Annotated in this window: 25 protein-coding genes and 1 tRNA gene; 5 read left to right on the plus strand and 21 right to left on the minus strand. The window is 63.3% G+C overall.

The window, feature by feature from the left end:
• Positions 1–103: 103 nt before the first annotated feature.
• Genes FGD77_RS14025 through rocF form a run of 3 tightly spaced genes read right to left on the minus strand, consistent with a single transcriptional unit; the run spans position 104 to position 3,023 of the window.
• Positions 104–1,159 (minus strand): ornithine cyclodeaminase, encoded by a 1,056-nt coding sequence (locus FGD77_RS14025; RefSeq protein ID WP_255010705.1) that lies wholly within the window; start codon positions 1,157–1,159, stop codon positions 104–106.
• Positions 1,156–2,097, minus strand: coding sequence for a citrulline utilization hydrolase CtlX (gene ctlX, locus FGD77_RS14030; protein ID WP_255010708.1), 942 nt, complete (start codon positions 2,095–2,097; stop codon positions 1,156–1,158). The genes FGD77_RS14025 and ctlX overlap by 4 nt, the downstream gene beginning before the upstream one ends.
• Complete coding sequence (gene rocF, locus FGD77_RS14035; RefSeq protein WP_255010709.1) at positions 2,094–3,023, minus strand: arginase; 930 nt, start codon at positions 3,021–3,023, stop codon at positions 2,094–2,096. The genes ctlX and rocF overlap by 4 nt, the downstream gene beginning before the upstream one ends.
• 115 nt (positions 3,024–3,138) lie before the next feature.
• On the opposite strand from rocF, the gene FGD77_RS14040 reads away from it, so the two are divergent.
• Positions 3,139–3,567, plus strand: a complete 429-nt coding sequence (locus FGD77_RS14040) for an Lrp/AsnC family transcriptional regulator (protein WP_255010711.1) — start codon at positions 3,139–3,141, stop codon at positions 3,565–3,567.
• Positions 3,568–3,571: 4 nt separating this feature from the next.
• On the opposite strand, the gene FGD77_RS14045 is transcribed toward FGD77_RS14040, so the two are convergent.
• Both FGD77_RS14045 and FGD77_RS14050 read right to left on the minus strand, forming a co-directional pair.
• Positions 3,572–4,024, minus strand: coding sequence for a disulfide bond formation protein B (locus FGD77_RS14045; protein WP_255010713.1), 453 nt, complete (start codon positions 4,022–4,024; stop codon positions 3,572–3,574).
• Positions 4,025–4,026: 2 nt separating this feature from the next.
• Positions 4,027–4,605: a YqaA family protein gene (locus FGD77_RS14050; protein ID WP_255010715.1), complete on the minus strand. Its 579-nt coding sequence runs from the start codon at positions 4,603–4,605 to the stop codon at positions 4,027–4,029.
• A 178-nt stretch (positions 4,606–4,783) separates the two neighbouring features.
• Here FGD77_RS14050 and FGD77_RS14055 point away from each other — a divergent pair.
• Positions 4,784–4,867 (plus strand) — tRNA-Leu (locus FGD77_RS14055).
• Between the two features lie 355 nt (positions 4,868–5,222).
• Here the strand turns inward: FGD77_RS14055 and FGD77_RS14060 are convergent.
• From FGD77_RS14060 to lptF, 7 genes are read right to left on the minus strand one after another with little or no spacing between them, the layout of a single operon-like run.
• Positions 5,223–5,810: a nucleotidyltransferase family protein gene (locus tag FGD77_RS14060; protein WP_255010717.1), complete on the minus strand. Its 588-nt coding sequence runs from the start codon at positions 5,808–5,810 to the stop codon at positions 5,223–5,225.
• On the minus strand, positions 5,811–6,647 hold the full coding sequence (gene rsmA / locus FGD77_RS14065) for a 16S rRNA (adenine(1518)-N(6)/adenine(1519)-N(6))-dimethyltransferase RsmA (protein ID WP_255010719.1): 837 nt from the start codon (positions 6,645–6,647) through the stop codon (positions 5,811–5,813).
• On the minus strand, positions 6,644–7,618 hold the full coding sequence (pdxA, locus tag FGD77_RS14070; RefSeq protein WP_255010722.1) for a 4-hydroxythreonine-4-phosphate dehydrogenase PdxA: 975 nt from the start codon (positions 7,616–7,618) through the stop codon (positions 6,644–6,646). Before pdxA ends, rsmA begins: the two co-directional genes overlap by 4 nt.
• On the minus strand, positions 7,618–8,907 hold the full coding sequence (locus FGD77_RS14075) for a SurA N-terminal domain-containing protein (RefSeq protein WP_255010724.1): 1,290 nt from the start codon (positions 8,905–8,907) through the stop codon (positions 7,618–7,620). Before FGD77_RS14075 ends, pdxA begins: the two co-directional genes overlap by 1 nt.
• Complete coding sequence (locus FGD77_RS14080) at positions 8,904–11,081, minus strand: LPS-assembly protein LptD (protein WP_255010726.1); 2,178 nt, start codon at positions 11,079–11,081, stop codon at positions 8,904–8,906. The genes FGD77_RS14075 and FGD77_RS14080 overlap by 4 nt, the downstream gene beginning before the upstream one ends.
• Complete coding sequence (gene lptG, locus FGD77_RS14085) at positions 11,078–12,169, minus strand: LPS export ABC transporter permease LptG (protein WP_255010728.1); 1,092 nt, start codon at positions 12,167–12,169, stop codon at positions 11,078–11,080. The genes FGD77_RS14080 and lptG overlap by 4 nt, the downstream gene beginning before the upstream one ends.
• Positions 12,166–13,305, minus strand: coding sequence for an LPS export ABC transporter permease LptF (gene lptF, locus FGD77_RS14090; protein WP_369682724.1), 1,140 nt, complete (start codon positions 13,303–13,305; stop codon positions 12,166–12,168). Before lptF ends, lptG begins: the two co-directional genes overlap by 4 nt.
• 170 nt (positions 13,306–13,475) lie before the next feature.
• On the opposite strand from lptF, the gene FGD77_RS14095 reads away from it, so the two are divergent.
• Entirely contained in the window at positions 13,476–14,948 is a 1,473-nt protein-coding gene (locus FGD77_RS14095) for a leucyl aminopeptidase (RefSeq protein WP_255010730.1), read from the plus strand.
• A complete protein-coding gene (locus FGD77_RS14100; RefSeq protein WP_255010733.1) occupies positions 14,948–15,424 on the plus strand; it encodes a DNA polymerase III subunit chi in 477 nt (158 codons plus the stop codon). The genes FGD77_RS14095 and FGD77_RS14100 overlap by 1 nt, the downstream gene beginning before the upstream one ends.
• A gap of 79 nt (positions 15,425–15,503) precedes the next feature.
• Here the strand turns inward: FGD77_RS14100 and FGD77_RS14105 are convergent, their stop codons facing one another.
• From FGD77_RS14105 to FGD77_RS14120, 4 genes are all read right to left on the minus strand, one after another.
• The gene (locus FGD77_RS14105) at positions 15,504–16,085 is read right to left on the minus strand and encodes a TIGR02281 family clan AA aspartic protease (RefSeq protein WP_255010734.1); all 582 of its coding nucleotides are present in this window, start codon (positions 16,083–16,085) and stop codon (positions 15,504–15,506) included.
• A gap of 81 nt (positions 16,086–16,166) precedes the next feature.
• On the minus strand, positions 16,167–16,784 hold the full coding sequence (locus FGD77_RS14110; protein WP_255010735.1) for a MarC family protein: 618 nt from the start codon (positions 16,782–16,784) through the stop codon (positions 16,167–16,169).
• A 46-nt stretch (positions 16,785–16,830) separates the two neighbouring features.
• Positions 16,831–18,675, minus strand: a complete 1,845-nt coding sequence (locus tag FGD77_RS14115) for an ABC-F family ATP-binding cassette domain-containing protein (protein WP_255010736.1) — start codon at positions 18,673–18,675, stop codon at positions 16,831–16,833.
• 45 nt (positions 18,676–18,720) lie between these two features.
• Positions 18,721–19,002, minus strand: coding sequence for a hypothetical protein (locus FGD77_RS14120; protein WP_255010737.1), 282 nt, complete (start codon positions 19,000–19,002; stop codon positions 18,721–18,723).
• 176 nt (positions 19,003–19,178) lie between these two features.
• On the opposite strand from FGD77_RS14120, the gene ndk reads away from it, so the two are divergent.
• Positions 19,179–19,601, plus strand: a complete 423-nt coding sequence (gene ndk, locus FGD77_RS14125) for a nucleoside-diphosphate kinase (RefSeq protein ID WP_255010738.1) — start codon at positions 19,179–19,181, stop codon at positions 19,599–19,601.
• Here ndk and FGD77_RS14130 read toward each other — a convergent pair.
• The 5 genes from FGD77_RS14130 to FGD77_RS14150 form a co-directional block, all read right to left on the minus strand.
• Positions 19,598–19,960, minus strand: a complete 363-nt coding sequence (locus FGD77_RS14130; RefSeq protein WP_255010739.1) for a TfoX/Sxy family protein — start codon at positions 19,958–19,960, stop codon at positions 19,598–19,600. The genes ndk and FGD77_RS14130 overlap by 4 nt on opposite strands.
• A 168-nt stretch (positions 19,961–20,128) precedes the next feature.
• A complete protein-coding gene (locus tag FGD77_RS14135) occupies positions 20,129–20,281 on the minus strand; it encodes a hypothetical protein (protein ID WP_255010740.1) in 153 nt (50 codons plus the stop codon).
• A 181-nt stretch (positions 20,282–20,462) separates the two neighbouring features.
• Positions 20,463–21,344, minus strand: a complete 882-nt coding sequence (sucD, locus tag FGD77_RS14140) for a succinate--CoA ligase subunit alpha (RefSeq protein ID WP_255010742.1) — start codon at positions 21,342–21,344, stop codon at positions 20,463–20,465.
• Positions 21,344–22,534, minus strand: coding sequence for a malate--CoA ligase subunit beta (locus FGD77_RS14145; protein WP_255010744.1), 1,191 nt, complete (start codon positions 22,532–22,534; stop codon positions 21,344–21,346). The genes sucD and FGD77_RS14145 overlap by 1 nt, the downstream gene beginning before the upstream one ends.
• 10 nt (positions 22,535–22,544) lie before the next feature.
• Positions 22,545–23,480 (minus strand): CoA ester lyase, encoded by a 936-nt coding sequence (locus FGD77_RS14150; protein WP_255010746.1) that lies wholly within the window; start codon positions 23,478–23,480, stop codon positions 22,545–22,547.
• Positions 23,481–23,580: the final 100 nt, after the last annotated feature.

Below are 23,580 nucleotides of genomic sequence, written 5' to 3' on the forward strand. Positions count from 1 at the left end.
CACGTCCCCCGTGCCGCCGGGCGTCATGATCTTGCTGCGCCTTAAGTTCTTCGCTAACAGAGGAACTGCGCGCGGGACGTGATCTGTCCCGCGCGGGTGCGTGCTATTTGGGCGCGGCGCGGCGCAGCATGCCGAACAGGTCGCGCGGATCGTCGGGATCGGCCAGCATGTCCAGATCCAGAAAGTAATCCGTGCCTTCGATTTTCTTGCGAACATAGCGCAGCGCGCTGAAATCTTCTGTCGCGAAGCCTACGGAATCAAATAGCGTGATCTGCGTGTCACTGGTGCGGCCCTTGGCGGCGCCCGTCATGACCTGCCACAGCTCGGTTACGGGGTAATCCTCGGCCATCTGCTGAATTTCGCCCTCGATCCGGGTCTGGGGCGGGAATTCGACGAAGATGTCGGACCGCTCCAGAATGGCGGGGGCCAGCTCGGTCTTGCCGGGGCAGTCGCCGCCGATGGCGTTGATATGCACGCCCGCGCCAACCATGTTGTCTGTCAGGATGGTGGCATATTGCTTGTCCGCAGTGCAGGTCGTGATGATCTGCGCGCCTTCCATGCTGGCCTCGGCGGTGTCGCACTCGACCACGTTCAGGCCCAGACCGGCGAGGTTTTTCGCCGCCTTTTTGGTCGCTTCCTTGTCGATGTCGAACAGGCGCACCGTCTTGATGCCAACGATGGCCTTCATCGCGAGGCTCTGGAATTCGGACTGCGCGCCGTTGCCGATCATCGCCATCGTATCCGCGCCCTTGGGGGCGAGGTATTTCGCCACCAGCGCCGAAGTGGCCGCAGTGCGCAGCGCCGTCAGGAGGGTCATTTCGCTCAGCAGCACGGGATAGCCATTGCCGACATTCGCCAACAGGCCAAAGGCGGTGACGGTTTGCAGGCCCTGCTTGGTGTTGCTGGGGTGTCCGTTGACGTATTTGAAACCGTAAACCTCCCCATCGGAGGTCGGCATCAGTTCGATCACGCCCTCTTCGGAGTGGCTGGCAACGCGGGGTGTCTTGTCGAACAGCTCCCAACGTTTGAAATCCTCTTCGATGTAATCGGCAAGGCCGATCAGCATGTCCTCGATCCCGATATGGTGGATCAGCTTCATCATGTTGTCGACGCTGACGAAGGGCACATAGGCCTTGTCGGAGGGGGAAAGCTTGCTCATTTTGCGGCCTTTTCTATGGTGAAATTACGTTTTGCCAGGTGCAGCCCGGCGATCATGCACCGGACAGATCCGCCGGCGGCCTCGATGGTGGGGATGTCCAGCGGCACGATGCGGGTGGACCGTTCAATCATTGCGATCTGGCCTTTGTCGAGGGCCGCCAGCGCGCGCGAGGATATCGCCGTCATCAGTCCGGTTGGTGTGCTCAGCTCGATCGCGTTGCCTGCGAACTGGGCGATCTGCGCGTGCGTCAGGTCGATCACGTCGCGGCCCGGCTCGGCCAGACGCGCGGCGATATCGGCGCGGCGGTCGTTATTCTCAATCATGTCGAGGCTGACCATCGCGAAATGCGTGCCGATCGCCATGATGACATTGGTATGATAGACGGGCGCGCCGCCCTCGTCGATGGCATCGAACACCATCGGCTCGTAGCCGAAATTGGTGCAGAACCGCTCGAGTAAAATCGGATCGGCGCGGTGCGAGCGCGCGACATAGGCGATGCGCCCGATATGGTCGATCACCATCGCGCCGGTGCCTTCCAGCGCCAGTCCGTCCTGTTCCAGCCCCGAATAATCGGTGACGACCTGCACGCGATACTCGCGTTTCAGCATCTCGATCACGTCCTCGCGCCGCTCGCGGCGACGCGACGGCACGAACATCGGATAAATGGCAACATGGCCGCCCGGATGGGTGGAAAACCAGTTGTTCGGGAACACCGCGTCGGGGGTGTCGTCGCGTTCGTCCTGAAACACATGCACGCCGACCCCCTCATCGCGCAGGCGCTGCACGGCCGTGTCGAATTCGCTCCAGGCATTTGCGGCGACCTCGTCCGCGCCGAGCGTCGGCAGAGACTGAAACCGATTGTCCGCTGCCGTCTCGGGGTTTGGATGAAACCTGTTGGGGCGGATCATCACCACGTTGGAGGGCGCCTGAACGGTCATGAATATGCCCTCGTTGGGCGGTCGAACACGCGGCGGCCAAGGGCGGAGGCGGCCAGATCCACCATCACCTGTGCGGTGCGGCCCCGGTCATCCAGGAAGGGGTTCAGTTCGACCAGATCGAGCGACGTCATCAGGCCGCTGTCGCAGATCATCTCCATCGCCAGATGCGCCTCGCGCATGGTGGCGCCGCCGGGGACAGTGGTGCCGACGGCAGGGGCAAAGCTCGGGTCGAGGAAATCGACATCCAGCGAGACATGCAGCATCCCGTTCGCCTTTTCCACATCTCCAAGGAACGCGGCGAGGGGGCGGGCGATCCCGGCCTCGTCGATGCTGCGCATATCGTGATAGCGCACATCGGTTGTCTGCATCGCCTCACGCTCGTCCGGATCGACCGAGCGCAGGCCCAGAAGGCAGATGTTTTCATGCGGGACCGGGTTCGCGACCTCGGGGAAGCCGTGAAATCCGTCGCGCCCGGTGACATAGCCCAGCGGCGCGCCGTGCAGGTTGCCCGATGCCGTGCTTTGCGGCGTGTGGAAATCGGTATGCGCATCCAGCCACAGCACGAATAACGGGCGATCCTGCGCCGCGGCATGATTTGCCGCCCCCAGTACCGATCCCAAGGCAAGGCCATGATCGCCGCCAAGGAAGATTGGCAAGCCACGTGGCAGTGCCTCGGTCGCGGCGCGGGCAAGCGCCGACGTCCAGCCGATCATCTCGGCCGGGGCAAATAGGTGACCGGGCAGATCGGGGTGTGCCTCGGCCGGATCGGGGGCGACATTGCCGATATCGACCACGTCATGGCCCAGATCCGCCAGCGCCGGGCCGATGCCCGCCACGCGGTAGGCGTCGGGGCCCATGAGGCAGCCTTGGCGCCGTTTGCCGCTGTCCATGGGCGCGCCGATCAGAATGCAGGTTTTGCCGGTCATGTCGCTCTCCTAGTTAGGTATGGCGACAGTGTGTTGTGCAAACGGGGCGGATGGAAGTAGACAATTTGCACAGATGGGAACAAGATTGATCATAATGAAAGGATAAACTGACATAATGGACGAAACTGATCAGGCTCTCATCTCGGCATTGCGACATGATGCGCGCGCGTCGTTGTCGGATCTGGCCGCGACCCTTGGCGTGTCGCGCACGACTGTGCGTTCGCGTATCGAGCGGCTGGGGCGCAGCGGCGAGATCGTCGGGTTCACGGTGGTGCTGAAGGGCGATGCAGCGCGCGATCCGGTGCGTGGGCTGATGATGCTGGGAATCGAGGGGCGCGGCACCGACCGCATCCTGCGCCAGTTGAACGGCCTCAGCGCCGTGCGTGCCAGCCACACCACCAACGGGCGCTGGGATATCATCGTCGAGATTGGCGCACCAACGCTGGAAGAACTGGACCGTGTTCTTGGTCAGGTCCGACGGATAGACGGCATTGTCAGCAGCGAAACCAGCCTGCTGCTGAGCACACGCAAATCGGCAGGGTAGGGCATTAACGCCGCGCGGCCATGACCCACATGGTGGCCAGCATCAGCGAGGCCAGCATGTTCCAACTGGCCATCGACAGGCCCAGCATCTGCCATGCGACCGCGTCGCACATCACCATGTCCAGCGGCCCGTCGATGCGCAGCAGATCACCGCCCCCGCCGCCTGTGCAGGAGGACGGGCCCTGCCACCAGCCACGCTCGACCCCGGTGTGATAGGCAGCGATCGCCGCTGACGTCAGCACCGCCAGCATCCCCAGCCATGGCAGGATGCGGCCATGCGACCAGCGCCCCAGCGCCAGCGCGCCCAGTCCGATCAGCGCGGCGGCAACATGCGGCCAGCGTTGCCACAGGCACATCTTGCAGGGCGCAAGGCCGCCCAGATGCTGAAACGCCAGCGCACCCAGCAGAAGGCCCAGCGATCCGAGGGCGGCCAGGGCGATCCATGCGTTACGAGACATCTTCAAAACACCTTTATCAGCAGGAACCCCCCGACGAGGCAGGCAAAGAATGCCACGAACATCAGGCCCAGTCGCCGCTCGACGAATTCGCGGATCGGCGCGCCGAATTTCCACAGCAGTGCCGCCACGATGAAAAAGCGCAGACCGCGTGCCAGGATCGAGGTCAGGACGAAGGTGCCGAGCGCCATACCGGTCCAGCCCGACATGATCGTGATCACCTTGTAGGGAAAGGGCGTGACGCCTGCCGCCAGCACAGCCCAGAACCCGAGATCGTTGAACCGGGTGCTGAATTCGGCCATCGCACCGGCCTTGCCCAGCGATTCCAGGATCGGGCGGCCCAACTGCTCGAACGCCAGCGCACCGATTGCATACCCCGCCAGCCCGCCCAGCACGGAGGCCAGCATTGCCAGCCCGGCAATCGCCCAGGCACGATGCGGCCGCGCCAGAATCATCGGGATCATCAGCACGTCAGGCGGAATCGGAAAAATCGAGCTTTCGACAAAGGCGACAACGGCCAGCACCCACATCGCGCGCGGGTGTTCGGCCATGGCGATGGTGCTTTGATAGAGGCGTCGTATCATCGGCGTCGCGCGCTCCGTAGATTACAGTGAGATTGCAATGGCTCAGAGCATGCACGGTGGGGTCGGTCAAGCCCCGGCATATGCGCATCACACAAAAGTTTGGGCTAAAAAACCCGTGTCACACCGCGCGGCAGGGCTGGACGGGGGGCGGGCCATTCGCTAAATATCCGCGCAGTGCGCCCAAGTGGCGGAATGGTAGACGCAGGGGATTCAAAATCCCCCGCCGCGAGGCGTGCCGGTTCGAGTCCGGCCTTGGGTACCACCTTGTTTATGCAGGGTTTTCCGCAATCCGAAATTAGCTGAAGCGGATTGCGATTGTGCGTACTCACATAGGCTACTGACAATTTCCTGTTTCGTATTCGTTCTGTTCTGGCCTATTCGCACTGTTTTCGCGCTGTGCGACTCAGTGCGCGGCGGCTGGATTTTGATCGATACTAGGCCACCATGGTCTGACTCTGGCCGGTGACAGCCTGAATTTCAGCATCCGTGCAGCCCGCAACGGGCGAACCGATTTCTCGACGGCGTCATATCCCAGAGGCGCACGCAGGGTCTTGGCCAGTAGGTGCGCGCCGCGTTTTGGGGCGTTGATGACGAACGATCGCAGGCGGGGTGGGCAGTCACCCTTGCTGCGCGCGCCACCGGGCCCAATCCTCGCGCGTGTCGAGATCGGTAATTGCGCGTCTGCCGGGCAGGGTGAAGGGGGCGAATCCTTCCTGCCGCAGCAGGGCTTGTGCGCCTGTATCGCCTGTCAAATCAGCCAGTGCACTAAAAAGCTTACGCGGAAAAACAGCCGGGTGACCCGGTGTGCCATCCTCTGCCACGGCCCGGAGGATGCAGTCTGGCTGTGCGGCATGGGCCGCAATCATGGCGCGCATATCGGCTGTCTCGATCTCCGGCAGATCAGGGAGCAGCACCATCAGCGCGGTGACATCCTCAGGCAGCGCGGCCACCCCGGCGCGGATCGAGGCCGACAGCCCTTGGCTGGGGTCAGCGATCATGACCTGCGTGACATTCAACCCGGCCAGCGCCGCGATGCGCGCGGGCCGGTCAGCGCGCGTCGTGACATAGACCGGCGTGCCGGTGGCAAGCGCCCGCGCGACCTGTCGCGCCAGCAGGGGCACGCCGTCGATCTGTTCCATCAGCTTGTCGCGCCCGGCCATGCGGGCCGAGGCGCCCGCCGCCGGCAACAAGATGGCGAGGGTCACTTACCCTTCCAGCGTGCGTGCCAGAGCGCAGAATTGCTCTAACGCCACGGTTTCGGCCCGGTCGGTGGGCTTGATGCCGGACGCGATCAGTCGATCCTCGATATCGGGGGCAAGGCCCTTGAGGGCGGCGCGCAGCATTTTGCGCCGTTGGTTAAAGGCCATGGCGACCGTTCGTTCCAGCAGCTTTGGCTGCGCGGGAAAGCGGGGCTGCGCCAAGGCGGTCAGATGCACCACCGCGCTGGAGACTTTGGGGGGCGGTGAAAACGCCTCGGGCGGCAGGTTCATCACGATGCGGGCATCGGTGCGCCACTGGGCGAGCAGGGCAAGGCGCCCATAAGCCTTGGACCCCGGTGCGGCCACGATCCGCTCGGCCACCTCGCGCTGGAACATCAGCGTCAGTGATTGCCAGAAGGGGGGCCAAGTGTCCGGCGTCAGCCAGCGCACCAGCAATTCGGTCCCGACATTATAGGGCAAGTTCGCGGCAACGCGGATCGGCGGCGTCAGGTGCTGGAGCGCGTCGATTTTCAGCGCATCACCCTCGATGAGCTTTAGCCGTCCGGGATAGGCGTCTGCGATTTCGGCCAGCGCCGCCATGCAGCGGGGGTCCTTTTCGATGGCCAGCACGCGGCGCGCGCCCTCGGCCAGCAGACCGCGTGTCAGGCCGCCGGGGCCGGGGCCGATTTCCAGCACGTCGCATTCTGTCAGATCGCCGGCCTGCCGCGCGATCTTGGCCGTAAGGTTAAGGTCCAGAAGGAAGTTTTGCCCCAGAGATTTGCGTGCGCTCAGGTCGTGACTGGCGATGACCGCGCGTAGGGGGGGAAGCGTGTCGATGCTCATGCGCGCCGCGCCGCGCCCAAGCGCGCCGCCATTTTCAGCGCCTCGATCAGCGATGTGGGGTTTGCCGTGCCGCGCCCGGCGATGTCCAGCGCAGTGCCATGATCGGGCGATGTGCGCACGATGGGCAGGCCCAGCGTGACGTTGACGCCCCGGTCGAAATCCAGCGTCTTGATCGGGATCAGCGCCTGATCGTGGTACATACAGATGGCGGCGTCATAACCTGCGCGCGCGGCGGCGTGAAACATCGTGTCCGCCGAGAGCGGCCCGATCAGATTCAGCCCGTCGGCGCGCAGGGTGTCCAGAACGGGGGCGATCAGGTCCAGTTCTTCGCGCCCCATCTTGCCGCCCTCGCCGGCATGGGGGTTGAGGCCGGCAATGGCGATGCGGGGCGCGGCGACGCCGAAATCGCGGATCAGGCCGGTATGGGTGATGCGGATGGTATCGGTGAGCAGGTCCGCCGTCAGGGCGATAGGGACATCGCGCATGGGCAGATGGATCGTGGTCGGGACCACGCGCAACTGATCGCTGGCCAGCATCATCACCACGCGCGTTGTACCGGTGAGTGCCGCCAGATATTCGGTATGGCCGGGATGGGCAAAGCCTGCGCCGTCCTGCAACGCCTTCTTGTGAATGGGTGCGGTGCACAGCGCGCCCGCGGCGCCGGTCATCGCCAGATCCACACCGCGCGCTATGGCGTCGATGACGCCTTGGGCATGAGCGGGGTTGGGGGTGCCGGGCGTCAATGCGCCGGGCATGGGATGCGGCAGAACGGGCAGGCCGACGGCCCCGATGGCCTGATCGGGGCGCTCGATCACCGTCACCGGGCAGCCCACAGGCAGATGCGCCGGATCACCGATCCAGAAGAAGGGCAGCGATGGCCCCAGCACCTCCCACGCCTTTTGCGCCAGTTCCGGGCCGACGCCCGCAGGCTCCCCGCAGCTGAGCGCGATGGGGGGCATGGGGGCGGGCATCAGTATTCGATGATCCGCGCCTCGGACCTCAGCTGTTCAAGATAGCCATTGGCGAAGGATTCCAGCCGACGGGTGGCGATCTGAGCCGACAGTTGCGCCGTTTCGTCCGGGGCCGCGGTCTCGCCCTCGGCGGCGGGACTGGGCGCGCCAGCGGTCTGCGTTTGACTGCGGCTGCACATCATCAGCAGGACCAGCGTTTGGCCGTCCGCGCGGGTCACGTCATAGGAGACCTCACCGGGATCAAGGCGCGACAGCGAAATGGCGATATCGTTCGGGATCTCGCCGGGGGCTTTTGTGCCCCGTTCCAGCACGGTGGCGGGCTGGCCCTTGGCAATGGCGTAAAGGTCATCGCACCTGTCGGTCTGCGCATCGATCTGCGCGGCGCGGCTCAGCGCGTCCGCACTCCGCCCGCCGGGGATGTAGTAGGCGGCGTATTCGATTGCGGTATAGACGGGATCAGGGGCGTCGGTTTCCTGAATGTCGCGCATCTGGAACAATGCGACAGCGCCGTTCAGCGGCAGGGGCGCAGTCACCTCGCCGGGCGCAAGGTCCAGAACGAGGGGGCGCAGGATGGGCGGCAGTTGCGTGACAGGCTGCCAAGGCAGGTGTCCGCCAGAATCGCGCGTCTGTGTCGCGGAAAACTGCTTGGCCTGCGCCGAAAAGGACGCGGTCGAGGTCAGCTCGGAAAGCTGGCGAGCCTTCTCCATGACCTGCGCCTGATTTTCAGGGGTGTAGGGAATGATGATTTCGGACAGCAACACGCGCACGCCAGAACCATCTGAAACGGTCGTGCGGGCAAATTCCAGATCCTCTTTGCTGACCGATACGCGCTGGCCGAAACGGGCCTGCGTCACCTCGCGCCAGAGCAGTCCGGCGCGCACGAATTCGCGAAATGTTTGCTCGGCCACGCCGCCGCGCGCCAGCAGGGTGATCATCTGGTCGACGTTCAGGCTGCCTTGGCTGGCAAACTGTTCCATCCCCGCCCGCACCTGCGCATCATCAACGGTGATGCCGTTAGCTGCCGCAGCCTGGGCCTTGAGCCGGTCGTCGATCAACTGTTCGCGCGCCAGTTTGGCGGGGTCCGCAGGAGCGCGCAACAGTTTCAGCAGCTTGGTGCGCTGGTCCAGCTCGTAGCGGGTGACGGCGGCGCCGTCGATCTTGACCACCGGATCGAACATGCCCTGCGCCGTGGCGATCTGCGGCACGACAACCGACGCGCCCGCCAAGGGCAGCATCAGGGCCAGGGCGATGCCCCGAAAGGTGATTTTGGAATTGGTTTGTGAGGTCATTTTTTGCATTCCCGAACGTAACTTTTGTCCTCGGCGCGCGCGCTGAAGCCACGCAGACCGACGGTGAGCGAAATATCGGTCGACGGCTCGAGGATAGTGGAAGAGGTGAAGCGGCGCGAGGCCGAAAGCGAGACCTCGACACATTCGTTTGTATAGGTCACGCCCACGCCGGCCCGGACGCTGTTATTGCTGGCGGCATTATACCGCCATGCGGCGTCGCCTGTCCAATGCCTGGACAGCCGGTAAGACCCGTCGATAGCCCATTCCGAGGTCGTGTTGGGCCTGTTTTCCTGCAGGTCGGGCGGTAGCCAGATATAGGTGGCGCCCAGATCGACGGCGGCGTTGCGCCAACTGGCGCGGGCTTCGGCCTTGGTTGTGTCGAACGCACCGTCGAAAAGGCCGCGCGCCGTGATGGACAGCCCGTTTTGCGTGGCAATCTGCGCCGCAACCAGCACGTCGGACGTGGTCCCGCGCAGCCCTGACGAGCGCGAAAACGTCAGCCCGCCCGTCGCTTCGCGCTGGGCGCGGTCACGGGCAATCTGCCCTACGGTCAATGTGCTGCGCAGCCCGCTGGGTGTAAAACGTGACCAGCTGACGCCGTAGGCCGCGCTGGCGCCGCGTTCGCGCCGGTCAGCGGCGGCAAAGCGGGACAGGGACAAAAGGTTGCCCTCGTCGAATTCGGTGCGCGTGCTTTCGTCATTGGCGATGTTCGGGGTGTCGCCGCCGATCCACGCCAACTGCACCATCGGTTCAATCACATGGGTGGTGCCGGTTCCGGTGATCTTGGACAGCGGATAGCGCAGGGTAAGCGCCGCGTTCGGCGTGGCCTGGGTTATGCTGCTGCGCGACGTGGTGCCCGCCTCGTTCACGTGGATGAGATCGACCGCCAGTCCGGTCTGGGCCGTGGCCCGCAGCCCGCCAAACATCGTCCAGGTGCGTAGCCATTCGGCGGTGGTGGTGAGGCGCTTCACGTCCCGCCCGTCGGCGAAAAGATCGTAATCCGGCCCGTCGGTGTCCAGTGTAGACCAGCGATAATGGCCGTGCGCCTCGGCGGCGATACGTAGTTCGCCGCCGATTCGGGTGGGGAAGTACCGCTTTTCATAGTCGAAATTGGCGACGCTTGTTGGCAGTGTCGCGCTGTTCTCGCCCATGCGCAGGGTGTGGAAATAGGTCAGCGCGGCGCGGCGCCATTCATCCCGGCGGATCCTCTCGACCGAGATCTCGCTATCCAGCCGATCCTCGTCGGAATAGTTGTAATCGACGAGGTAGGTGTCATCCGTGACCGCCTCGATGTTGAAGCGCAGCACATACTCCTGCGGCAGGGCAAAGACGCCGCGCCCAAACAGGTAGGCACGGTCGTCGGATACCAGGTCGTCGTTGCTGAATGCGCCCTCGAACTCGATCCCGCCATCGGCAAATGCCTGACGATAGCGGAATTCCAGCGTGCGCGTCTGGGTGGAGTAATAAGGGGTCAGCGTCAGATCCTTGTCGTCGCCGATGGTGATGAAGTAGGGCACCTTCGCGCCAAACCCCAGCAGCGAGGAATTATAGAGCGACGGGGTCAGGAACCCGGTCGTGCGCGTCACGGTGGGGTCGGGCAGGCGCAGGCGCGGAAAATAGGCGATGGGCAGGGTGCCTATACGAAACTGCGCGCCGTCCAGATACAGCTGCCGTGTTTCGGCGTCGTGGATCACGCGGCGCGCACGGATCTGCCACAGCGGTGTGCCGCCCTCGGCGCAGATCTGGCACGAGGTGACGGCGGCCTTGTAGAGCTGCGAATATCGCCCGTCCTTGCGGTTGATCTGCGTCGCGGCCAGTTGCAGCTGATCGTCCATTACAATGCGTGCGCCGGTCAGGATGCCGTTTTTCAGATCGCGGTCCAGCTGTCCCGCGTCGGCCAGAACGGTCGTATAATTCCCATCGAACAGCGTGATCGGCCCATCAATCGTCAGCTTGCCTGCGGATTTGTCATAAGTGATGCGCCGCGCCTTCAGCCGCTGGCCGTCATAGACCGCCTCGACATTGCCGGTGGCGACCAACGTGTCGCTGCCTTCCAGCAGAACCTCATCGGCAATAAGCAGCGCCGCGCGGGTCGGCGCAGCGCCGCCCTGCGCCTGCGCCAGGCCGGGCAGGATCGCAAGCAGGAGGGTGAGAGTGCGCAACAGGCGGATCATCCGTCCTCCATATGCAGCAAGATGCCAAAAGCAAGCATCAATGACGCAGCCGGCGGCGCCCAAGCGGCCAGAATGACGGGAATTTGCCCGTTTTCGCCCAATACCTGCGCGAAATTACGGATATAATGCAGCGAAAACCCCAACATGATCGCGATAAGGACCGAAACGCCCGTATTGGTCGTGCGGGTGTGGCGCATGGTAAAGGCACCGGCCACCAACACCAGCGCCATCAGGAAGATCGGACGCGCCAGTTCCATCTGGAACCACACCGCATAGCGGCGGGCCGAGAATCCGGCCTGCTCCAATTGGGCGATAAACGCGGGCAGATCCCATATGGCAATATATTCCGGCTTGCCAAAGCTGTCGACGATGCCTTCGCGGGTCAGGGCCGAGGGCACCGTCATCCGGTCCATGCGCTGGGCGCTCGCCTCGGGGTTGGTGCCGTCGGACAGATCCCACAGCTTGACGTCCTCCAGCACCCATTCTCCGATGCCAAGCGTTGCGCGCCGCGCCGCGATGCGGCGCAGCGGATCGCCCTCGGGGGAAAAGGCGATGAAGGTGGTGCCTTGCAGCGTGCTGACGTCCGCGCTGGCCGATGTGGCATGGATCACCGTCTGGCCCAGCGCGCTGCCCTGACGCAGCCAAAGCCCCTCGGATGACAGTGCCATGATGCTGGTGTCGCCGTTTCGGTAGTTGGCGATCAGGTTATGATATTGCTTGGAGGATGCGGCGACCACCGGATTGATGACGGTGATCGACACCAGTCCGATCAGCGTCGCCATGGTCAGCGGCGCCAACATTCCGCGAAACCCCGACAGGCCGGAGGCGCGCACCACCACCATTTCGGACGACCGCGCCAGACGCATGAACAGCGCGACCGACGCGAGGATCATCACCAGCGGCAGGATCTCGTAATTGGCATGAGGCAGGTTGAGCAGCACGATTTCGGCCACCTCCCACAATTGCAGCTCGGGAAAGTCCTGCAATTCATCGACCATGTCGATGAGGCCGAGGATGACCATGAAAATGCCGGTGATGCCCAGATAGGTCCACAGGAATTTGCGCGCGAAATAGTAGTGTAGCGTCACGATGCCACCCCCGCCCTGTCACGTCTGCGCAGCCGCCGCAAAAGGCCGGGATTGGCCGCCGAATGAAGCAACAAACCCGACAGGATCAACCCGACCGCGCTGGGCAAGTACAAAAGCGGCCACATTGTCGGCGTGGCCAGAACCGGTCCCGCAACGGCGCCCTCGATCAGCTTGACCCCGATCAGCAGCAGGAACGCGGTAACGATCTGCCGCCAGACGCCAAAGCGGCTAAAACCGCCCTGTAGCAATGTGGCAAACCCGACCAGTGCCGCAACGACACACAGGATCGGCTGTGCGAACCGGCTGTGCAGTGCGGTGATGGCCACGCCCAGCGTGACATTCGTGCGCTCGGCGACGGCCGCCGGATCGCGGATCAGATCCAGCGTCGAGGCAAAGGCGATCCGGTCGAGGTTCAGCGCATTCTGCGCCACAAGCCGACTGATATCATAGGAAAAATCGTCAAAATGGGTGGTGAATAGGCGCTGCCCGTCCGGCGCCACATTTTGGGCCAGCCCGTTGACCATAACCAGTTTGGTGCCACCGCCTTCTTGCACCAAATAGGCGCGCGACGATGTATAGGTCGTCGGCGCGCCTGCGCGGCGCCGATCCGACAGGAACACGTTGCGCAGCTCGCCCTCGGGTGTGATTTCGCGGATGTAGAAGGTAACGCCGGAGGCCGGGTGCAGGAATTCGCCCTCGGTCAGCAGCTTGGCCGTGATATTGCCCGTTACCTCGGCGCGGCGCTGCTCCAGCTGTTTCAGGCTAAGCGGGATCAGCAGGTGGAACAGCAGCATCATCATCATCGCCACGATCAGCCCGTAATACAGCACAGGCCTTGCCAGTCGCCAAGGCGAAAACCCGGTGGCCTGCATCACCGTCAGTTCGCTTTCGGTGCTGAGGCGATTGGTGACATAGACCGACCCCGCGAATGCCGCGATCGGCAGCACCACGCCGATGACACCCGGCAGGGTAAGGGCGGTGAATTCGATGAAAACCCAGGCCGATTGGCCGTCGCTGATCAGGCGGTCGAACATGCGCACCGCCTTGTTGATCCAGAAGATCGACACCAGCACCAGCGCGAAAAATCCGAACAGAACCATGAATTGCGACAGCATATATCTGTCGAATCTGGCCACTCTATTCCCCCTGACACGCAATATCTGGTGGCAAACTAAACCAAATGCGCGACCAGTAAAACTGCTAATCGGGGCGGCCGGCGCCAAGGCGCCATTGCGCTCGGGGCCAAAATGCGCAGAGTCCGGGCAGAATATGACAAGCCATTGCAGGACCGCACAGGAGCCGCCCCATGACCACGCCCGCCAAAACCACCATCATCGATACAGATCTGGACCGTATCGCCGAGGCCCCGGGCCGCATCGTCGTGCTGATCGCCAAGGACGGCAAGCTGAACGCAGGCGCGAAGCGCGTGAACAAGCTGACCCGCGGCGCGCTGGCGCGCATGGTTGACGGCGGCGCGCTGGACGAAATGAAATCAGGCGACGTGAAATCGCTGGCTTGGCCTGCCGGGCTGAAGGCTGAGGCGGTCGATGTGCTGTGCATCGCGTCGCGCGCCAGCGCCATTGAGGCGCGCAAGGCCGGCGCGGCGCTGGGCAAGCTGCTGGGAAAAAAGGGCATGATTGTTCTGGCCGCGTCGCAGGCCAGCCCTGTCGAGCTGATGCAGGGCATCGCGCTGCGCGCCTACGAGTTCACTGCCCGCAAGACCGGCGATCAGAAAACGCTGGGCGACGTGACGATGATGGTGAAGGACGCGAGTGACGTCGAGCCGCTGGCAGATGCCGCGCGCGCCATTGTTGAGGGGACTTTTTTCACCCGCGATCTGGTCAACGAACCCGCCAACCACCTGACCACCACTGAGTTTGCCAACCGGATCAAGGATATGGAAGGCCTCGGTCTAAAAGTCACAATTCTGGAAGAGGACAAGTTGGAAGCGTTGGGCATGGGCTGCCTGCTCAGCGTGGGGCAGGGCAGCGCCAGCCCCACGAAGGTGGCTGTGATGGAATGGATGGGCGGCAAGGACGGCGATGCGCCGCTGGCGCTGGTCGGTAAGGGGGTCGTGTTCGACACCGGTGGGATCAGCTTGAAGCCTGCTTCCGGGATGGAAGATATGACCATGGACATGGGCGGCGCCGGTGTTGTCGCCGGTGTCATGCGCACGCTGGCGCTGCGCCGGGCCAAGGCGAATGTCGTCGGCCTTGTCGGCCTGGTCGAGAACATGCCGTCGGACCGCGCGACGCGCCCCGGCGACGTGGTCACGTCGATGAAGGGCGACACAGTCGAGGTGATCAACACCGACGCCGAAGGGCGGCTCGTTCTGGCGGATGTGATGTGGTACGCGCAGGAGACGTATAAACCGTGCGCGATGATCGATCTGGCGACGCTGACCGGCGCCATCATCGTGGGGCTGGGCCATGAGAATGCCGGCGTTTTCTCCAACGATGACGACCTCTGCGGTGCATTCCTGAAAGCCGCCGAGGCCGAGGGCGAAGGCGCATGGCGCATGCCGATGGGACAGGCCTATGACGACGAGCTGAAAAGCCAGATCGCGGACATGAAGAATGTCGGCGGCCGTCCTGCGGGCAGCATCACGGCGGCGCAGTTCCTCAAGCGGTTCGTGCAGGAGGGCATACCGTGGATACATCTGGATATCGCCGGGGTCGCCTCGGTCAAATCTGACACGGCCTATGCTCCCAAGGGCGCGACGGGCTGGGGTGTCATGGCGCTGAACCGGCTGGTCGCGGACATGGCCGAGGGGGACTGATGGGCGTTGCCTATTTCTATCACCTGACCCGCGCGCCGCTGGAGGCGACCTTGCCCATGTTGCTGGAAAAGGCGCGCGGCGCGGGCTGGCGCGTCGCCGTCCGGGGCCGCGAGGCCGCGCATCTGGACACGCTGGACGAGGCGCTGTGGCTGGCAGGAGGCGATGACGGATTTCTGCCACATGGCCGCGCGGGGCAGCCGCATGAGGCCGACCAGCCGATTCTGCTAACCACGCTTGCAGACATGCCCAACGGCGCGACCTGCCTGATGGCAGTGGATGGCGCGGACGTCGCGCCGGATGAGGTGACGCGCCTTGACCGGGTATGCGTGCTGTTTGACGGTAACAACGACGCCGCCGTCGCCCATGCGCGCGTCCAGTGGGAGGCGCTGACCGATGCGGGCTGCGCCGCGCAATACTGGTCCGAGGCGTCGGGCAGATGGGAGAAGAAGGCCGAGAAACAGCCTGCTTCCCCCTGATGGGCCCATGGGCGGCCGCGAATTAGGGGGCATCCTTCGGCGCCAGATTACCGCCGGGATCGCAAAACGCAGACGCGCCCTACCGCTCCAGCACCAGCGTGCCATTGGATATCTGCATGTTTGAGAAGCGTTGCAGATAGCGCATGCCCAGCAGAGATTCCTCCAGATCGCCATCGTTCACCACGGCGCGCAGGTCTTGGTCGGTGACGCCGCCGACAACGAAACTGTCCAGCCTCACTGGCGCCGTGCGCACCATACCGTTTGCAGTGTTGGCCTGCCCGGTAAAGGCCAGCCCGTCCGGATGCAGCCCCACGCGGATTGCGTCGGCGCGGCTGAGAACGATGTCGCTGGCGCCGGTGTCCACGACAAAGCGCACTGGCGCGCCGTTCACCTGTGCATCAAGGTAGTAGTGACTGTCGGGCGCGCGGGGTAATTCGATCCGTGTGCCATCCCGGCTGACCGATTGCGTGGGCGCAACGGTGTTGCGGATATCATCCCAAAGGCCGATCGCGGCGATGACCCCGATGAAAATCAGGCCCCAGACCGCCGCTTGCTGCAGGTTCTTGCCCATCGAGTGGCGGTTGGCGGCAAAGAACCACATCATCACCGCGCAGCCCAGCACGATAAGGTAGACAAGGTTTGCTGAATCGAAATCGGTCACGTGGTCTCCCTTTGCCCGACCTAGATAGGGGCGCGCGCCGCGCAGTGCCAGATCATGCCGTGCGGGAATATGCAGCCCGGATCAGCCCGCCAGACCAAAGCCGCGCAGACCGTCCAGCACGAACTGCACCGCCAAGGCCGCCAGCAGCATGCCCAGAACGCGGGTGACGACGCTGATGCCGGTCTTGCCCAAAGCGCGCTCCAATAGACCGGCGCTGAGGAATGACACGAAGACAAGGCACATCACGAACAGCATCGTGCCCAGCACCCATGCAAGGCCGGTCAGCCCTTCGTTTTCGCCGGTCAGCAGAATCACCGTGGCGATGGCGCCCGGTCCGGCAATCAGCGGAATGCCCAAGGGAAAGATCGAGGGATCCTCGTGATCGTCGTGTTCTACCTGATCCTCGCGGCGCTTGGTGCGCCGCTCGAACAGCATGTCCAGCGCGGTCAGGAATAAAAGGATGCCGCCGGCGATACGGAAGGCAGGCATCGAGATGCCGATAAAGCCCAGCACCGCCTCGCCGAAGGCACCGAACACGACCAGAAGCGCCGTACCCATCAGGCAGGACCGAATGGCAACCGAGCGGCGCATTGCCGCGCTCATCCCACGCGTCAGCGCCAGAAACAGCGGCGCCAATGCAAACGGGTCAAGCACGATCAAAAGCGTGACGAACGTGGTGATGAGGGCGCTGCTGTCCATGTCTATCCTTGGCGCGCCGGGGCGTGCTGTGTCAATCGTTGCGGGCCTAGGCCTCGGCGCGCTCCAGCTTTTCCAAGGCGCGCATCCACAGCGTTTCGGCGCGGGCCTGCGCGTCCATCACTTCGGAATACTTCTTTTGCCAGACGGTCGCCTCGTCCTTGTTGTCGTCGTCATACATGGCGGGGTCGGCTAGTTTCTTGGCCAGCTTGTCCGCCATTGTATTCAGCTTTTCAACGCGTTCTTCGCATTTCCTCACGTCCTGCTTGATGGCCGTGATCGCATCGCGCGACGGGCGTTTCGGCTTTTGCTCCTTGGCCTTGGGTGCGGGCTTGTCGCCCGTCAGAAGCATGGTGCGGTAGCTTTCCAGATCGCCCTCATAGGTCGCGACACGACCGTCTTTGACCAGCCAAAGACGATCCGCCACGAGGCTGAGCAGGTGCATATCGTGGCTGACGAGGATCACGGCGCCGGTATAAGCAGTCAGCGCCTCGACCAGCGCCTCGCGCGATTCGATGTCGAGATGGTTGGTCGGCTCGTCCAGGATCAGCATATGGGGCGCGTCGATGGTAGCCAGCATCAGCGACAGTCGCGCCTTTTGCCCGCCCGACAGCTTGCCCACCAGCGTTTCGGCCTGCTCGGACCCGATGCCAAAACCGCCAAGGCGCGCGCGCAGGCGCGAGGGCGTCTCGCCGGGACGCAGACGGCGGATGTGGTCGATGGGCGTTTCGTCGACATGAAGCTCTTCGACCTGATGCTGGGCGAAGAAGCCGACGCGTAGCTTGGACGAGGTGGTCAACTTGCCGCCCATCGGATCAAGTTTGCCTGCCAACAGCTTGGAAAGGGTCGATTTACCTTCGCCGTTCTTGCCCAGAAGCGCGATCCGATCATCCTGATCGATGCGCAGGTCCAGACGTTGCAGGATCGCCTTGCCGTCATAGCCGACCGACCCGCCCTCCATATGGATAATCGGCGGCGACAGTTCCTCGGGCGAGGGGAAGGTAAAGCGTTTCAGCGCGGCCTCTTGCGGGGTCGTGATCGGCTTCATCTTGGCAATCATTTTCAGCCGCGATTGCGCCTGAACGGCCTTTGATGCCTTGGCGCGGAAGCGGTCGACAAAGCTTTGCAGGTGGGCGCGGCGGGCGTCCTGCTTCTTGGCCTCGGATTCGAGCGCTGCCAGACGCGCAGCGCGCGTTTCGGCGAAGGTATCGTAGGCGCCATTATACAGTGTCAGTTTCTTGTCTTCGAGGTGCAGGATCGACGTGACGGCGCGGTTCAGCAACCCACGATCATGGCTGACGATCAGCACGGTATGCGGGTAGCGGGCCAGATATGTCTCCAGCCACAGCGCGCCTTCGAGGTCCAGATAGTTTGTCGGCTCGTCCAGCAGCAGCAGATCGGGCTGCGCGAACAGCACGGCGGCCAGCGCCACACGCATCCGCCAGCCGCCCGAGAAGGCCGAGCATGGCTGCCGCTGCGCGTCATCGTCAAAGCCAAGGCCCTTGAGGATCGAGGCGGCGCGCGCCTCGGCGCCCCAGGCGTCGATGTCCGACAGGCGCGTCTGCACCTCGGCGATGCGGGTTGGGTCGGTCGCCGTCTCGGCCTCGGCCAGCAGATCGGCGCGCTCGGTGTCTGCGGCCAGCACCGTGTCGATCAGCGACACCTCGTTGCCGGGCACCTCTTGGGACACGCCGCCGATGCGGGCGCGCTGAGGCAGGGTAATGGCGCCACCCTCCAGCGCCAGTTCGCCCCGGATCAGGCGGAACAGCGTGGTCTTGCCCGTGCCATTGCGGCCCACGATGCCCACCTTGTGGCCATCCGGAATACTTGCCGAAGCGTTTTCGATCAGCGGGCGACCCGCGACGGAATAGGATATGTCATCAATGCGTAGCATGGGCGGAGCGATGCCCCGGCGCTCCGCCCTTGTCAACTGCCGGTCTTATTGAAGCAGGGCCGCCAATCCGTCCGCCGTGTAGGATTTGAACCCGACAAACAGGTTTTCGCCGTCATTACTGAAGGCAAAGACGTGGATGTCGTCATGCCGCAGGGTTGCCCGGCAGAACACATTTTTCTGCGCCAGGGCGTCAGGGCAACTGTCCAGATCCAGATGCGGCACGGCCGCTTCGAACTGCTCGTAGGTCAGCGGGGCTGCCGTACCGGCCCAGGAGGGGGATACGGCAAGGATCAGCGCGCCAATGGCACAGATGGTTTTCAGAAACATCGCGATAGCGTCCTTGATTAAGTTGAGTCGTTTCGTCAGGTTAATCTGACGAAATAACTCAGAATAAAAAGCCCGCATGACATGCCATGGTGTCGCACCCCGAATAGGTCTTTATCCCTTCGGGCGGCCATGATACCGCAGCCGCCATATCAACATTCACTTAATCAGAGGCTGACATGGCAACCGAACGCACGCTGAGCATCATCAAACCCGACGCAACCAAGCGCAACCTGACCGGCAAGATCAACGCCAAGTTCGAGGATGCGGGCCTGCGCATCGTCGCGCAAAAGCGCATCCACCTGACCCCGGCGCAGGCCGGCAAGTTCTACGAAGTCCACGCCGAGCGTCCGTTCTACGGCGAGCTGTGCGAGTTCATGGCCTCCGGCCCGGTTGTCGTGCAGGTGCTGGAAGGTGAGGGCGCCATCGCCAAGAACCGCGAAGTGATGGGCGCGACCAACCCCAAGGATGCGGCCCCCGGCACAGTGCGCGCCGATTTTGCCGAAAGCGTCGGCGAAAACTCGGTCCACGGCTCGGACGCGCCCGAAACGGCCAAAGAAGAGATCGCGTATTTCTTCGCAGGTCTTGAACTGGTTGGTTAATTCCCGTCTGGCGGCCCGCCGGGCCGCTTGATCACACCGATTTCGGCAAGGGCCGCATCCAGAGGGGTGCGGCCCTTTGGCGTGTTCGCAGCCTTGATCGCGTCGAATCGCGCGCGTAGGGCTGTTTTTTCGGCGCCGCGGCAATCGTTCCAGGGCCGCCCCTGAAGGGCCATGACCAGCACATAATATCCGATGAAATGGGGTGCAGTGCCGCTGGCGATCATGCGCGCATAGGCGACATCCGCGCCCAGATCGCGCAGCGCGTCCGCCGAATGAATGCCGGCCCGCGTGCAGGATGCCTCGACGGCGGGGCCGAGATTGCGGATGGATGAGACGGGATCGGGAGGGGACTTTGTCATTAAAGCGTTTCGCCTTGAACTTGAGGCACTCACCGGAGGCGAAACGCGCGCAACGCCAACATGTTGCACTGCGTTTCGCGAAAAGCTGTGAGTCAGGTTTTTCGCGAAACGCTTTAGTTCAGCACTGGCGGCGCTGTCTGGCGACCAGTGCTGTGCGTTCAAGCGTGATTAAATGCTGGCGAAATCGTTGAAGATCTGGCGCGGGTTGGTTTGCGGTTTGGCTTTTGCCTTGCGCGGCGCACTGGGTTTGGTCTGCTGAGTCGCAGAGAGGGTCGCTTTGGTCGATTGCGCCTTCTTGGGCGTGGGTGTTGAGGTGGGCATCGGTGTGCTCCTTCAAAAGGGGTCACGCGCCGGGTATCGGTCCAGCTGGCAGCCGGTGATCCATTACATGGTGACGGCAAACCGGGGCGTGAATGAGGAGCAATTGGGACAAAATTAAGGCAAAGGCAATATGTCTTGGAATTTCGGGCGGAACCCGGCACAGGTTCCGCCCAAGATGTTGTCAGGAAAGCATTTTTTCGACGGTTTCGCCAAAGGTTGACGGGGTGGGAACGATGGTGACGCCTGCGCCTGACAGGATCTCGACCTTTTCCTGCGCCGACTCGCCGAAGGCTGACACGATTGCGCCCGCATGCCCCATGCGTCGACCCTTGGGGGCCGAGAGGCCCGCGATATAGGCCGCGACAGGCTTTTTCATGTGATCGCGGATGTATTCCGCGGCCTCGGCCTCTTGCGGGCCGCCGATTTCACCGACCATGACGACTGCATCAGTTTCGGGATCATTCTCGAACAGCTCCAGAATATCACGGAAGGACGAGCCGTTGATCGGATCGCCGCCGATGCCGATAGAGCTGGACACACCGATCCCGCGCGACTTCATCTGGCTGGCAGCCTCATAGCCCAGCGTGCCCGACCGGCCCACGATGCCGACACGGCCCGGCAGGTAGATCGCGGGCGGCATCAGACCGGCAAAGGCCTGACCCGGCGTGATGATCCCGGCGCAGTTCGGCCCGATCAGACGCATGCGCTTTTCTTCCTTGTAGCGGCGCATGTAGCGTTTGACGCGGATCATGTCCTGCGTGGGGATGCCATCGGCGATGCAAACGCAGGTGCTGATGCCCGCATCGGCCGCTTCCATGATGCTATCCGCCGCAAAGGGGGGCGGCACGAAGGCGATGACCAAATCGGCGCCGGTTTCGGCGACCGCGCCCTTGACGGTGTTGAATACTGGCAGACCGTTATGCGTGGTCCCGCCTTTGCCGGGGGTCACGCCGCCGACGACATTGGTGCCGTAATCACGCATTTCCTGCGCATGAAAGCTGCCGATACGGCCCGTCAGGCCGGTGACCAGCACCTTGGAGTTCTTGTCGATCAGGATGGCCATCAGATTGCCTCCGCATTCTTGGTTGATGCCTTTTTCCAGGCCGCGACGACCTTTTCCGCCGCCTCTGCCAGCGTTTCGGCGGTGGTGATGTTCAGCCCGCTTTCGTTCAGCAGCTTGCGGCCCTCTTCCACGTTGGTGCCCGACAGGCGGACGACCAGAGGCATGGTCAGCTTCAGCTCCTGCACCGCGCGCACGACGCCCTCGGCGATCCAGTCGCAGCGGTTGATGCCGGCAAAGATGTTGACCAGGATCGCCTCGACATTGGGATCGTTCAGAACCGCCTTGAACGACATCAGCACGCGCTCGGGACTGGCCCCGCCGCCGACGTCGAGGAAGTTGGCAGGCTCGCCGCCCGACATCTTGATCATGTCCAGCGTCGCCATCGCCAGACCCGCACCGTTGACGATGCAGCCGATTTCGCCCTCAAGGCCGATATAGCTGAGGCCGCGATCCTCGGCATAGGTTTCGCGCGAATCCTCTTGGCTTTTGTCGCGCAGCTCGGAAATGTCCGGGTGGCGGAACAGCGCGTTGTCGTCAAAGCTGAGCTTGGCATCGAGCGCCACGATCTCGCCCGATCCGGTGACGACCAGCGGGTTGATTTCCAGCATGGAGGCGTCCAGTTCGTCCATCGCCTTGTAGCAGCCGGTGATCTGCTTGACCGCCTGCGGGATCAGCGCGGCATCAAGGCCCAGCTGAAATGCGATTTCGCGCGCCTGGAAGGCCTGCATACCCACAGCCGGATCGACGACCGAGCGGATGATGCTGTCCGGCTCGTCCTCGGAGATGTCTTCGATCTCCATCCCGCCCTGGGCGGAGGCGACGACGACGACGCGCTCCTCGGTGCGGTCCATGACAAAGCCCAGGTAGATTTCCTGCGCGATGTCGGTGGCTTCCTCGATATAGAGGCGGCCGACCAGCTTGCCCTGCGGACCGGTCTGGTGCGTGACCAGCTTGCGGCCCAGCATCCAGGCGGCGGCATCGGCGATTTCGTCATCCGTGCTGCAAATCCGCACGCCGCCGGCCTTGCCGCGGGCGCCGGAATGGATCTGGGCCTTGACGACGCATTTTTCGCCGGACAGTTCCTGCGCGCGGTAAACCGCCTGTTCGGGGCTGTAGGCGATGCCGCCGCGCGGCACGTTGACGCCGAATTTCTTCAGCAGCTCCTTGGCCTGATATTCGTGAATATCCATTTTGTTTCCCTCAGCCCTTGGCTGCGATGGCATCGGCCACCGCCAGCACGTTCTGCGCCATACGCTCGGAGGCGGCATCGATCAGCCGACCGTCGAGGTTTGCAGCGCCCTTACCTTGCTTTTCCGCCTCGCGAAGCGCTTCGATGATGCGGCGCGCGCGGGTCACTTCCTCCTCGGGGGGCGAGAACATTTCGTTTGCCAGTTTGATCTGGCTGGGGTGGATGGCCCATTTGCCTTCGATACCCAGAGCAGCGGCACGTTTTGCCGATGCGACATAGGCGTCGGGATCACTGAAATCACCGAACGGTCCGTCGATGGCGCGCAGGCCGTAGGCCCGGCAGGCGCCGTTCATGCGGGAGATGGCGTAATGCCACTGATCGCCCGGATAATCGGGGTTCAGGCCACCGATGACCACGGTGCGGGCGCGGGTGAAGGCCGCGTAGTCGCCAACGCCAAAATGCATCGCCTCAAGACGGCCGGGCGCAGCGGCAATCGCCTCGACGTTGGCCATGCCAAGGGCGGTTTCGATCAGTGCTTCAAGGCCGATCTGGTGCTTGAAGCCCTTGGCCACTTCGATCTGGCTGAGCATCGTCTCGACGCAGTAGAGATCGCCGGGAACGCCGACCTTGGGCACCAGAATCGTGTGGATATGCTGGCCGGCTTGCTCGACGATATCGACGACGTCGCGGTACATGTAATGCGTGTCGAGTCCGTTGATACGGATCGACATGGTCTTGCCTTTCCAGTCGATGTCGTTCAGCGCCTGGATGATGTTCTTGCGCGCCTGCTCTTTGTCGGAGGGCGAGACGGCGTCCTCAAGATCGAGGAAGATGTAATCGACATCGCTGTTGGCGGCCTTTTCGAACATCTCGGTGTTCGAACCTGGCACAGCCAGTTCGGACCGCTGTAGACGCTGTTTTTTCAGCGGGTGCAAAGTATAGCTCATGGTGTTTCCTCCCTTGGAATACGTCGTCCCTTGAAAGGTGCCGGATTGCGTCCACGCCAGACACTTTCGCATGGGTAGCAATGCAGGGCCGGGGTTGGGA

Origin of the sequence: Roseovarius sp. M141 (genome assembly GCF_024355225.1) — a bacterium.
In the GTDB taxonomy this organism is placed as follows: domain Bacteria; phylum Pseudomonadota; class Alphaproteobacteria; order Rhodobacterales; family Rhodobacteraceae; genus Roseovarius.